Origin of the sequence: Lysinibacillus sp. A4 (genome assembly GCF_024919535.1) — a bacterium.
GTDB lineage: Bacteria > Bacillota > Bacilli > Bacillales_A > Planococcaceae > Lysinibacillus > Lysinibacillus capsici.
In genome coordinates, this window is the sequence record NZ_JANWTB010000022.1 from 1 (window position 1) to 12,980 (window position 12,980).

14 protein-coding genes are annotated in these 12,980 nt (G+C 33.1%); 5 read left to right on the forward strand and 9 right to left on the reverse strand.

The features are described 5' to 3' along the window. Positions 1-16: 16 nt before the first annotated feature. On the reverse strand, positions 17-577 hold the full coding sequence (locus NY607_RS23645; RefSeq protein WP_259420491.1) for a recombinase family protein: 561 nt from the start codon (positions 575-577) through the stop codon (positions 17-19). A gap of 208 nt (positions 578-785) precedes the next feature. On the opposite strand from NY607_RS23645, the gene NY607_RS23650 reads away from it, so the two are divergent. Further along, positions 786-1,193, forward strand: coding sequence for a PBECR3 domain-containing polyvalent protein (locus NY607_RS23650; RefSeq protein WP_061401036.1), 408 nt, complete (start codon positions 786-788; stop codon positions 1,191-1,193). Positions 1,194-1,541: 348 nt separating this feature from the next. On the opposite strand, the gene NY607_RS23655 is transcribed toward NY607_RS23650, so the two are convergent. From NY607_RS23655 to NY607_RS23675, 5 genes are all read right to left on the reverse strand, one after another. Further along, positions 1,542-2,582, reverse strand: a complete 1,041-nt coding sequence (locus tag NY607_RS23655) for a site-specific integrase (protein WP_259420493.1) — start codon at positions 2,580-2,582, stop codon at positions 1,542-1,544. A gap of 997 nt (positions 2,583-3,579) precedes the next feature. Next, on the reverse strand, positions 3,580-4,014 hold the full coding sequence (locus NY607_RS23660; RefSeq protein WP_061401034.1) for a hypothetical protein: 435 nt from the start codon (positions 4,012-4,014) through the stop codon (positions 3,580-3,582). Positions 4,015-4,117: 103 nt separating this feature from the next. After that, positions 4,118-4,405 (reverse strand): hypothetical protein, encoded by a 288-nt coding sequence (locus tag NY607_RS23665; RefSeq protein WP_259420496.1) that lies wholly within the window; start codon positions 4,403-4,405, stop codon positions 4,118-4,120. 195 nt (positions 4,406-4,600) lie between these two features. Then, complete coding sequence (locus tag NY607_RS23670; RefSeq protein ID WP_259420498.1) at positions 4,601-5,245, reverse strand: hypothetical protein; 645 nt, start codon at positions 5,243-5,245, stop codon at positions 4,601-4,603. Positions 5,246-5,321: 76 nt separating this feature from the next. After that, positions 5,322-5,513: a hypothetical protein gene (locus NY607_RS23675; RefSeq protein ID WP_310794758.1), complete on the reverse strand. Its 192-nt coding sequence runs from the start codon at positions 5,511-5,513 to the stop codon at positions 5,322-5,324. Positions 5,514-6,051: 538 nt separating this feature from the next. Here NY607_RS23675 and NY607_RS23680 point away from each other — a divergent pair. Genes NY607_RS23680 through NY607_RS23690 form a run of 3 tightly spaced genes read left to right on the forward strand, consistent with a single transcriptional unit; the run spans position 6,052 to position 9,138 of the window. Further along, positions 6,052-7,206, forward strand: a complete 1,155-nt coding sequence (locus NY607_RS23680; RefSeq protein ID WP_259420500.1) for a HesA/MoeB/ThiF family protein — start codon at positions 6,052-6,054, stop codon at positions 7,204-7,206. Next, positions 7,178-8,335 (forward strand): hypothetical protein, encoded by a 1,158-nt coding sequence (locus NY607_RS23685; protein WP_259420502.1) that lies wholly within the window; start codon positions 7,178-7,180, stop codon positions 8,333-8,335. Before NY607_RS23680 ends, NY607_RS23685 begins: the two co-directional genes overlap by 29 nt. Positions 8,336-8,337: 2 nt before the next feature. Continuing rightward, positions 8,338-9,138, forward strand: coding sequence for an alpha/beta fold hydrolase (locus NY607_RS23690; RefSeq protein WP_259420504.1), 801 nt, complete (start codon positions 8,338-8,340; stop codon positions 9,136-9,138). A 345-nt stretch (positions 9,139-9,483) separates the two neighbouring features. Here the strand turns inward: NY607_RS23690 and NY607_RS23695 are convergent, their stop codons facing one another. The 3 genes from NY607_RS23695 to NY607_RS23705 form a co-directional block, all read right to left on the reverse strand. Then, positions 9,484-10,497: a hypothetical protein gene (locus NY607_RS23695; protein WP_259420506.1), complete on the reverse strand. Its 1,014-nt coding sequence runs from the start codon at positions 10,495-10,497 to the stop codon at positions 9,484-9,486. A 542-nt stretch (positions 10,498-11,039) separates the two neighbouring features. Next, positions 11,040-11,657, reverse strand: coding sequence for a hypothetical protein (locus NY607_RS23700; protein WP_259420508.1), 618 nt, complete (start codon positions 11,655-11,657; stop codon positions 11,040-11,042). 305 nt (positions 11,658-11,962) lie between these two features. Continuing rightward, positions 11,963-12,523, reverse strand: coding sequence for a recombinase family protein (locus NY607_RS23705; protein ID WP_259420491.1), 561 nt, complete (start codon positions 12,521-12,523; stop codon positions 11,963-11,965). Between the two features lie 208 nt (positions 12,524-12,731). Here NY607_RS23705 and NY607_RS23710 point away from each other — a divergent pair. After that, a partial coding sequence (locus NY607_RS23710) for a PBECR3 domain-containing polyvalent protein (RefSeq protein WP_483869385.1) occupies positions 12,732-12,980 on the forward strand: 249 nt, incomplete at its 3' end.

Genomic DNA, 12,980 nt, shown 5'->3' on the forward strand with positions numbered 1-12,980 from the left:
AAACGACGATCCTTTTTTATAATACATATTTACGCTTTCTACTCTCACGTTTTAATGTACTCAAAGAAATGCCTGTTAGCTCTGCAACCTGCCTAAAAGAGTGGCTATTCAACATCTGCATAGCATGATCTAACTGTTTTTTAGTGTATTTATTAGGCCTGCCTTCACGGAACCCCGATTGTTGCTTAGCAATTGCTTTTCCTTCCTGAGTACGTTCAATAATAAGGTTTCTCTCCATTTCAGCTACAGCGAGTAGTGTCTGTAAAAAGAAACGCCCCATTGTTGTATTTTCAAGTAATCCAACATTAAGAACATGTACTTTTACCCCTTTTTCGAATAACCGTTCAATGATTTCGATGCCTTCTTTAGTGTTTCGAGCCAATCTATCCAATTTGGTTACAACAAGCTTGTCACCTTCATTTAATTGAGACAGCAGCTCATTTAATTGTGGTCGGTCTGATTTCGTTCCTGTGAATTTCTCTTTATAAATAATAGTCGCCCCTTCACTCTCCAACGCTTGAAGCTGAGCCTCTAATTCCTGTGATACAGTCGATACCCTTGCATAACCATAAATCATAGAAAAATACCTCATTTCTGCACCACACTTACGAACCTAAGTTATGACACCTTTTTATACATTGATATTATTGCATCGACGCAATGGTGTCAAAACTATTAAATTTTGAACCCGTTTTAATGCTTCAAAAAGGGTTCTAGAACCGTGGTAGAATAGCTCATATCTATCATGATATACTGAACTAAAACTCACAAAAGGTTGTATTTTAATGACAATAAACATAGATCCGTATTCTACAGATACCCAGTTAGTAGGTTTTGTTCCTGAATGTATTATTAATCATTATGCTCTTCCCTGTATTTCTTCAGAAATATATATGCCTCCAGGGGTTTTAAAACATTTAAAAAAGCGTGGCCACTGGAATGACTTTATGGCATATTATCAAGATATCCCAAGCATTATTACAAACCCTGATTATGCTGGACAAAATCCAAAAGAGCCAGATACCATAGAAATATACAAAGCCCTTAGCGACTCTGTAATTTTGCCAATAAAATTAAATACAGAAAGTGGTTTATTCCTTAGCTCATTTTACATATTAGACAATGGAATAGATAAGATTCAAAAACGGCTACGCTCTGGACGTATTCATCCGATGTCATTCTTTACTAAGTAATAGCAAAAAGGATAGAGTGTTTACAAAATGGCTAAAAAAGTGTAGTATAATCATTGAATAGATTAACAACTTGTTATCATATTTAAATAATTTCTAACACATATTAAATACATAAAAGTTATTTGAGGTGGGAAAGGTTCCCCACGCGCTACCTATAAGGTAGTTACCAGAGATCAGGATTGCCGCCCTGCTAATAACTTTTAAAGCAACAAATCCCAACTTCTAAAATGAAGTTGGGATTTTTCGTATACTCTAACAAAACGCACTAATATCTTAATAGCTACCTACATATCCGTGTTGTAGTCAATCCGTGCAAAAAACACGTACGAGCCAATCGCAGCATTCCATTTATTCCCTCAAATAAACCATTGCCAGTCTCCAACGATTATTTCCATGCCCTAATTCACTATGAACTTGATTCATGACCGCACGTGTACTTTCATACAACTCTTTATCATGCTCTGATACCATGCCATAATCGGCTTTACGACCAATTGACCGGTTATCTAAAATCCTATCCATCATATTTTTTTGCTCTGCTGAAGCAAGCTGTGAAAAACGGTCACGTGCATACGAATGTCGAAATCCATGACAACCTCGCCCTGCCTGTTCAATCCCTGCTTTTTTACAAGCTATATGAACCCCTTTGCGCACCGTATCATAAGAAACAGCCACAAGCCTATCTGTTGGTTCTTTCCCTGTTAAAAAGCTCTGTAACGACTCGACAAAATCTTTTGGTACGTCAACCTCACGAAATCGCCCTCCCTTGGTAATTCCTGCCCCCTTTTTATCAGGAATATTTAGCTGTAGCCCTCCGTTTTTCGCCACAAAATGCTCCACACGGATATTGACAGCTTCTTTTACTCTCAATCCAAGTTGGCTCATTAAATCAACGGCTTTTGATACTTCTGCAGAAACTTGTTTTTTTATAGCATCTATCTCCCAACGCTCATACGAGCGATTTTGCAAGCTTTCGTTTCGTTCTAGTACATAAAGACGGTTCTCTGTACAAAAACCTGCAAAATCGCTCTCACGCTCTTTAGAAGCCATTTTATGACCATGTTCTAAGAGTCTCAAGGACGTTTCCACGTTAATCATGTGCCCTTTAGATATACCTTTGTCCTCAAGATAAGCAAAATAGGCTTTATAGTGTTGCTCCGTTAGATGGTCCAACTTGCGTATCCCATGTTCAGCCCTTACCCATTTGACGAAGTTTTGGCAATCCGACATGTTGTTGGATTTTTGCTTTAAAGAATGAATGCCCTTGATTCCCTCTTTACGAGCATCTTTTTTTGAATGTCCAATCATATCAATAGCATCCAACGCAGTCTTCACATCATGTACAATGGACGCTCTTGCCTTGCTATTTCTTGACCTTTTTCTACTCAAAACTTTCACCTCCTCTCAAATTTGGCATATCTCAATCCACCTTAGGGTGCGTGGCTCCGTTGAGCCACTTACCCTAAGGTGGGGTATCGCATCATATGTATTTGTATAAAAAATAAGGTAATCGGTATATCAGCTTAAAACATCCGCTCAAGCCTTAACAGGCGAGCTAAAAAACATGTCGTTGCTTTGCAACGATGGACAGCAAGCTGTCCTATGTGTTACGCTGCTGCGCAACGTAAATCAGCTAACGCTGATACAAAATCAAAACCCTTTGCTCGTACCGAGCCATTAATAAATCGTGAAAAATTAAATAAAGTAACTTAATCAAAATAATAAAAGTTACCTTTTCACACTCTTGCAAAGTTTTTAAAACTCCTTTTGTATTTTTGTTTATAATCCTCCTCTTTTTGTTTTTATTTTTTAATTACGTAAAACGCAAAAAAACCGAATGTGCGAGAACGCTCAATCAGTTTTAACTTGGATACTAAATATCCACCATATATTTTTTACACAACAAAATACCGATAGGCTTTTTGCTCAATCAGTAAAATTTAATAACTTGCTCCGTTTTTTTAAATATACTGCTATACACGATTACGCTTTTTGGTAATACCAATGTATTTATACAGCTGCATCATATCGTTGATTTTCGGCTATTGCGTACTCTGTCAAGAATTCAAAATGCGTTTAATGCGTTTTAACGCTTCTATAACCATGCCTTCTTGCGATATATCCAATTGGATAGTGATGGCAAGTACACACAGCACTCTGGCTTTAATCGAACAATCTCACGTTATACCAATAGGCAGTGAAGGTGAGCATGAACAGCGAGAGTATGTCGAAAAGTAAAGTTTATACGCTAGTATTATAGCATTTTTCGTTGGTTAAACCTAGCAAAAAACGCTACCGCACCAGCTACGCTGGCTTGCTGTACTCGATTCCAAAAGGAAAGAATTTCTATTCCTTTTGGAATCTGCGTTGCACGCTAAAGAATTATTTATTTTACATCAACATCAAAAACAAAAGTCTCTTTTCCTTTATCCCACACTACCTGAAGTTCATAAATGTAATACCCTTCTTGAGATGGCAGTGTTATTTTATAATCTTTAATTTCAACATCATCAATTACACCTTCTTCATTTAGTCTAGTTATTGCTATGGAAGAAGGACTTTTTTCAATTTCAAAATTTAATATATCTCCTTTTTCAACTTCTAATGTTTCAAAATCATCAGCTAATTCTTCTATATCACGAGAACTCATATCTGTTATTTTAACATTGTCTTCTTCCCATTCGTAATCAGTTGGAATCATTGTATATTGTTCTCCGTTTAAAATAACTTTGCCTTCTGGCTGACTAAGAGTACCGTTGGGAAAACCATTACATCCATTCAAAAATGCAACACTTAGAATGGATAAAATTATTTTTTTCATTTCAACATCCCCTTTTTATAGATTCCATTTAGAGTAAATGTTCCCTAATATATTTTACAAAAATATGAATCTATATCTATTTTTTGTAAAATATGGTATTATTTTAAATATACCACAACAATTGGGAGGTTATGAGGTTGAAAAAAAGTTTATTGTCGGGTCTTTTATTAGCAGGTAGTTTTTTATTATTTAATAATGATGCATCAGCAGCAGAACTAAGCAGCACTTCCACAAGCCAACCGTCGGAATCTACCAGTAAACGTCCAACCAGTTCTTCGATTAAACAAATAAGTGCCTTACTTAATTTTTCTTTCCCTACAGAAAGTTCTTTCCCTATGTCAGCCAATGCTTTCCCACATTTTAATGCTTCTACAATTTCTCCTATTGTCATACCGATCTTCCCTTGTTAATCAGTGTTCTCACTTTTTAATTCGGCAACTTTAGAAAAATGTCTTCAAAACTTCTTTAGCTCAAAAGAAAAAGTCATTATTTCTTTTACCGAAGAAATAATGACTTCCACCCTTGACATACCTTTGGGGAAAAATTTACTGTTCATAATCATTATGCACCTGAATTTCAATAAAATCTAATAAAACAAATCAATTGCCTGTTTAATGACTTTTATATTATCGCTATCTAACGACTGCATCACATCGGATAATTTAATGTCATCAAAATGGCTGTTGAATAACTGCAAACCAAACCGTATCATCACACGTTCACTATGCGAAAGTATTTCTATGTTCTTATACAACCTATCCAAATCGACTGTTTTATCTTCATCAATGGCTTTGATAAGACAATCAGCTTTATAAGTCGCTCCTACTACATACGCTAGACAGCCATAATACAAGTCGCTTGAAATACTCAGTTTGTTGAATACATTTAATATCTTCAACGTTTGTTCTTTATGGAGATCACTTTTAAAATACAGTTCCCCTGGGGGAGTTTTGGATTCCTCATTATCCAACGCTTTCACAATCGTTTGGCGTAAAAAAAGTGAACGATTCCCTTTTGCTTTCTCTTCTAATGCTGTCCAATCATCTTCCGTCAGTGTGAGAGAGACCTTTTTAGTAATACCAATACTTGGACGACCTACAGACTTTTTCTTTGTAAATAACGCCCCTCTACAGATTCTACAGTATGTCATTGGTACATCGTTCACATAAATTAAGGCTACATCAATAGAACTCCCACAACGTTCACATACAAATAACTCTTTTTCACACATAAGAACACCCCTGTTATTTTAAGTTACCTTTAAAATAACATAAAAGGTTACCTAAAATAAGATAATAAAGTGACTTTTATTTTATTGACCACGTTCCATCACAGTCAGGACATTGCCAATACAAAATTCGATCGGCTTTTAACGTGGTCATGCCAATTTTTCTTGTGAAATGTGTAGCATTATAAGATTTTTGCTGTTCTTCTGCTATCACATCTCCCTGCAAATTAGTATGACAGTGTGGGCAATACTCTAAGCTATCATTCAACAAATCTTCTCTCCTCCTTCATGAAAGGTATTATGGTCGGCTTAATCTATCTCACCACTATGAAGTTTGACTTCGCTGATGGGATTCCCCTATAAGGGAAGGTCTCAAAGCCTTCAAATACCCTAAAACATAATTATATTTTTCTCTCTCTTTTTTTAAAATTTTATTCATTTTAATTTCAAAAAAATGTTAACTAAGTTTTAGTATATATAAATCTGTATAGATTCTGTTTATCTAGCAAAAATCTAAATTTCACACATTACATTTTTGTGAATTTTTTCAATATTATGTATTATATATATTAAGTTTATTTTCTCTATTTTTGGATAATTTAGTTGATTTATAGAAAACTATGGTATATTATGTATTTAATTACATAAAAAGGAGGTTAGGCGCTATGAAAATCGAAATCAAAGAAGTAGAAAACTTAACACCTTTAATTTGCCACAATCGCTAATTTGAAGGAAAAATAGAAAAAGTGTGTCTAAGTTTTATATAAACTTAGACACACTTTTTTTAGAAATACATAGGAGGTTTTTAAATGAAGCCTAAGATAAAAGAAATAGTCACTCCATTAATTAAACATGAGAAGAAAATTAGAATTGGATACCATGAAAAAGCTTTTGATTTAATGGACGAAGACAATAAAATTGAATCTCTCTTATCCTCCTTTGATGGACAAAAAGAGTTAGAAGAGTTAGCCAAACTAAATAATTTACAAATAGAAGAGTTAATAGATTTAATTAATACATTTGACAATATTAAAATTCTAGAAAATCGAGATTTGATGAAAGATTTACTGAATGAACAAGAAAAAGAAAGATATAGAGCTAATTTTACTTACTTTGAGTACTACACGGATATATATAAAAGTTCCTATGATATGCAAAAAAAGATCAAAGATTCTCATGTCCTTATTTTAGGGTTAGGTGGAGCTATTCAAGATGTAGCAACTTTGGCTAGCTTAGGTGTCGGTAAAATTACAGGTTTGGACTTTGATACTGTTGAACGTAGTAATCTCAACAGACAATATATATATAAAGAAGATGATATAGGAAAGTTAAAAACAGAGGCAGCCAAACAAAGGATTAAAGAAATAAATTCGGATATAGAATTAAATATTATAAATAAAAAAATAACAAGTTCTGAGGATATTTTGCCTCTTTTATCAAATGTAGATTTGGTGATTAGTGGTATTGATAGTCCTGGTATTATATCTAGTCGTTGGGTTAATTTCGCCTGTGTTAACAAAAGAGTACCTGCGATATTTAGTGGAATAAATGGTAATAAAATTCTAATAAATAAACTTTCGGGTTCGGGTGAAGGATGTTTTGATTGTTTTTTAATGAATTGCTTAAAAAATGATCCAATTTTTAAATATCAATTAAATACTTTATATGGCTATACCTTTGAAAAGAAAAATACAGCTATCGCACCTACTGTTTCTATATTAAGTGGTTTTATTACGGTTGAAGTTATGAAACACTTATTAAACCTTGAAAATCAAATGCGTGCTGGTTATATGTATCAATTTGACGTGAATGGATTGACTATGAATTCAGACTATCACTGGGAAAAGTCAAATGAATGTCCAACTTGCGGAAAAAATTCCTTAAAAGAAATGTGCGATATAACTACTTTAATGGAAATTGTTGAGGGGCAAACTAATGGTACTAGAGAAATTCACAAAGGATAGTATTATTTCACTTTCCAATTTAACTGTCATAAAAGAAATAGATGAATATACAATTGGTGATGAACAAAAAAACATTTTTTTTCGTGTTCCTAAAGAAGCTATCTATGTAATCGAAGAAGCAAAAGGTCATAACACAATTGAAGAAATCCAGGATTCTATTTTGCAAAATAAAAAAATAGAAATCGACGTTTTAGATTTCATGAATACACTCAATAGTCTAGGTGTAATAAATGATATTAATCTTGATGAAGACCGTAAAAACAATTTTATACAAAGTTTAGGTAAATTTTTATTTAATAAAGCAACTATAACTTTCTATATTATAAATATCTTATTAACAATTATTTTATTAATTGCTTTTCCAAACAAATTGACTCCTAACTATCAAGATACATTTGTTTTGTCTTCAATAGGTTTAAGTCTATTGTTATTTTTCTTTGTCTCTTGGTTTTTAGTATTTGTTCATGAAGGTGCACATTATTTAGCTGTTTCAGCAACTGGAAAAAAGATGAATTTTCAGCTTAGTATTAGGTGGTTTTGGGTAGTTATAGAAGCCAATATGAATACATTATGGTCAATACCTAGAGAAAAAAGATATATCCCCTTTTTAGCTGGTTTTTTTATCGATATATTAATTATTAATATTTCTTTCATGTTAATTTTAGTGATTAATGATATTTTCATAATCAGTTTATTGAAAATGATTGCATTAATACAGTTTTATAAAATAATATGGCAATTTATTATATTTTTAAGAACTGATTTCTATTATGTTTTACTTAATTATTTTGGAGTTTCAACGTTAACTAAGGGGAGTATAGCTTATTTGTTAAGAAAGATTTCCCCTAAATATAATTTATTTTTTGACAAATTAAGCAGTCGTGAACAAATAATATGCAAAAGATATAGTTGGTTGTACATAGTATCACTGTTTGCTGTATGCTATTTATTTTTATTTTTATCTATCCCAACAGTACTCTATACATTAAAAACAACTTTAAGTATTTTATCTACCTTTGCTTATAATACTTTTGAATTTTGGGATTCTTTTATCGTTCTAGCTTTACTATTATTCGAATTCATTTTATGGATAATCGCAGCATACAAACGTTTTAAGAGGGGTGCATAGTTATGTCAAAAAAAATCAATATAAATTTATACGGTAATAAAGATAAATCACCTCTAATTTTTTTACATGGATTAAATTGGACACATCTTATTTGGAATTCCGTAATTGAACAACTAAAAGATGACTATTTTATAATAGCAATGGATCTGCCTGGACATGGAAATAGCATCAGATTACAAGATTATTCGTTTAACAATATAGCTAATGTAATAAATGAAACTATTTCTGATTTGAATTTAACACAAAAGATAACTCTTATAGGCAGCTCCATAGGTGCCTCTATAGCACTAACTTTTGCTAGTATGTATGATACGGTAGAAACTGTAGTATTAGTTGACGGTGGTTTTTTTGCATTAAAAGAAGTTGAAGGGCTAACATGGGAAGACATAAAAAAAAGCAGTTTCCCAAATGAAGTTTTAAAAAACAAAGAATCCTTTATCAATTATATGAAAAGTGATAATCCATCTTTATGGAACGATAATATAGAACAAGCTGTACTTGATCAAATTAAATGGTCTGCTGAACATCAAACGTATCAATTTAAAGTATCTGAAGACGACCAAATTCAATATATGAAAGATGAATGGAATCTGGACACATTAACATTACTCAAAAGTGTAAAAGCTAAAATTGTCTTATTAATTGCGGATAATAACCCTGATGATAATTTTTTAAATTCTAAGATCGATGTTTTTCAAAATAATTATAAAAATTCTATAGTCTACCGTTTGCATAATACAGACCACTTAATTATGTTGGATGCTGAGAAAGAATTTATCAAAATAATTAAAGACCATATTTAAATAGGTGAAAGACATTATCCTTATTGATAATGTCTTTTTCTTTACTGGTATGTAACCAGAAATCAAATCCGTTGTTTGCCCTCTTATCTTTTTTATCCAAAAAAGTAGCCTCTACATTTAGTTTTGCCGATTAAAGAACACTTTTAAGACCTCACAAGTCCTTTTAGACCATCGAAACTCAAAGCTCGAAGAAAATATAAGTCAAAAACGAAATGACCGTCTTAGAACGAATGTAAATAGCCTATAATTTGATTTTTAGAGGTTTCTTTTTCTAGACAACTCTAGTTTGCCCTAAAAGAATAGTATAGCAAATTAGAGGTATGGTTTTTACCATTCCTCATTTGATTAAAGATCGCGTAACTTGGCCAAGATTCGTTCACGTTCTTGTGCAAAATAGGCTTCCTTTTCTTCTGTTACTTCTTCTTCTTGCTCATGACGCGTCGCAAACCATGCAGGTACCACTTCTACTTTTCTAGTTTTCTCTTTTTCTGGCACTACAGAAACCGTTAAATCTTTGATTTTGTTGCGAATAATGGCACTTAGCAAGGCTAATCGGTTTGTTTTTACGTATTGATCGCTTGCTGAAATGGCTGCATCTAATGATTGATACAGGATAGTTTCTAATTGGCTATGAGACACCCCTAGCTTGTCCTCTGCTTTGATTTTTTTCAATGAACCATAGATAACACCTACAAAGGCTTTAAAGCCCTCTAAAGAGCCTGTACGGGCTTGATAAAGATTTTTCAAACGATTATAAAGAGTATTTTTCAGATAAGACGACTGCTTAGTAGACGTCTTTATATCTTTTATTGTTTTAATTTGGTTATTATAGTTAAGAGTTGAATTTGAGCCATCCAGGGTTGATATATCAGCATTTTGAGCCAAATTCTGATGTTTATTTTGATGTTTATTTGGTTGTTTAAATTCATCTTTTATGATGGCAATTTCATACGCATTCAGATGATAAACTTCACTTAAAATGCTTTCAAAATTTACATGCTGCACATCCAAAATGACACGACAACCACTATTCGTCTTTCCAGATTTGTTTCTGGAAAGGATAAATAGCTTGGATTGCTCCATATACTTGAAAGCTGTTGAGATTGTATTGAATCCAACCTCTAATTTTTTACTCAAATGCTCTCTACTTACTTTGATAATGCCGTTGTATGTAAGATCATAAATCAATTTTTCTAGCACTCTATGTACTTTCCCACCAGGATAAATCCCTTGGATTGCTAGTATTTCTTCTAATTGCTGCAGGCGCTCTTCTTTAAGTTGCCGATTTCCTTTTTGATTGCCATATGTAATCAATGTTTGGACTGCTTGGTTTGGTGTAGTTTTTAGTTTGGTTATCATGATGATTGCTCCCTTTTGAAGCAAAAAAGCGTTTCACATCGTGTTTTTTGACGATGCAAAACGCTTTAGATTATAAAATAATCTTCAATGACATAGTAATTAACTGTTGACCATTACTAAAATTCTTAATAGAATGACCTATAGATACTTTGTATCTCTATAACCAATTAAAAACAGTCATTTCACGATAAGCTGCATCGTATCTGTGTCATACGATAAAGCGATTAACAAAGAGTTGGCGCTCGATGTTAGTCACTGTGGAATGGCTTTTTTACGTTCGATTTAGTTGAATCTACCATAATCTAAAGATTAAAAGTTGTAAATAGCAAAAAACATCATATTTTTCACGTCACCAATATCACTAACGTCACAGATATTTAAAATACGTCACAAGGCTATCTATAAAAATAGTTTTGAAATCCTTGGTAGCACTGGATTATTAACGTCACGAAAATTTGGGTTAACGTCACAAAATAAAAAATGAAATGACGTCACAGTTTGCTCCAAAAATTTTTTTGTGACGTCATTTCATTTTTTATTTTTTAATTATTATCTAAAAAATCCATCAATGCTAAATGCAATACGTCCGATTTATTCACTCGCTCAGCTTTGCAATAATTATCTAAACGTTCTCCTATGCCTTTATCAATAACAATGGTCTTTCTTGTCTTGTCCCCTTGTGGCAGTATTTTTATGCGTGCATGTACCTCTTTTGGCTCTTGTACTATCCCTAAATGTTCTGTTGCCTTTTTTAATCGCCATTCTTGAAGCATTTCAACTAGATCTATTAATTCATCTTGCGTGAATTGAGGGTGAACTACTGGTGAAATTCTTGTGATATTCGCATTATCTTCTTTCACCCTAGTATTACTTTCTATTACTTTATGTGAAGAATTATTCACCTCTGATGAATCACGTTTCACACCTGTTGAATTATAAACATAGTCAAAAATGCTTTTCTCCTTAGGTTCTGTACCTTCACCTATATAATGCCATCCCTTCGGGGCTTTGTTACTGTATGCATATCCAGCTTCTTTTAGGGCTTTTAACAAAGGTTTCTGACTGATTCCATCTATCTCTTTTGCTACATCCTCGGCTTTATTTCCCTCTCTTATTGCGTTTAAAATACTACCTATCGTTGCATTTTTATCTATCTTCATACTCATTTCACCTTCATTTCACATATACTCATATATGTATAATTTCTATGTGAACTCTATTTCACCTTTACTCACAAAATTTTTTAGCTATTACATTATCCTAAAACACCCCTTAACACTACGCATGAAGTAACTTTTCCAAATTATTTTTTGAACACGGAGGATTAAATGCTATACTATTAGTAGTAACAAAACAAACGCTTTAAGAGCAAAACACCCAACTTTCAGTAGGTTGGGTGTTTTGCTTTTGATAGTAAATCTACATAATTCCTTATGCTACTCCTAATAGAAACGACGATCCTTTTTTATAATACATATTTACGCTTTCTACTCTCACGTTTTAATGTACTCAAAGAAATGCCTGTTAGCTCTGCAACCTGCCTAAAAGAGTGGCTATTCAACATCTGCATAGCATGATCTAACTGTTTTTTAGTGTATTTATTAGGCCTGCCTTCACGGAACCCCGATTGTTGCTTAGCAATTGCTTTTCCTTCCTGAGTACGTTCAATAATAAGGTTTCTCTCCATTTCAGCTACAGCGAGTAGTGTCTGTAAAAAGAAACGCCCCATTGTTGTATTTTCAAGTAATCCAACATTAAGAACATGTACTTTTACCCCTTTTTCGAATAACCGTTCAATGATTTCGATGCCTTCTTTAGTGTTTCGAGCCAATCTATCCAATTTGGTTACAACAAGCTTGTCACCTTCATTTAATTGAGACAGCAGCTCATTTAATTGTGGTCGGTCTGATTTCGTTCCTGTGAATTTCTCTTTATAAATAATAGTCGCCCCTTCACTCTCCAACGCTTGAAGCTGAGCCTCTAATTCCTGTGATACAGTCGATACCCTTGCATAACCATAAATCATAGAAAAATACCTCATTTCTGCACCACACTTACGAACCTAAGTTATGACACCTTTTTATACATTGATATTATTGCATCGACGCAATGGTGTCAAAACTATTAAATTTTGAACCCGTTTTAATGCTTCAAAAAGGGTTCTAGAACCGTGGTAGAATAGCTCATATCTATCATGATATACTGAACTAAAACTCACAAAAGGTTGTATTTTAATGACAATAAACATAGATCCGTATTCTACAGATACCCAGTTAGTAGGTTTTGTTCCTGAATGTATTATTAATCATTATGCTCTTCCCTGTATTTCTTCAGAAATATATATGCCTCCAGGGGTTTTAAAACATTTAAAAAAGCGTGGCCACTGGAATGACTTTATGGCATATTATCAAGATATCCCAAGCATTATTACAAACCCTGATTATGCTGGACAAAATCCAAAAGAGCCAGATACCATAGAAATA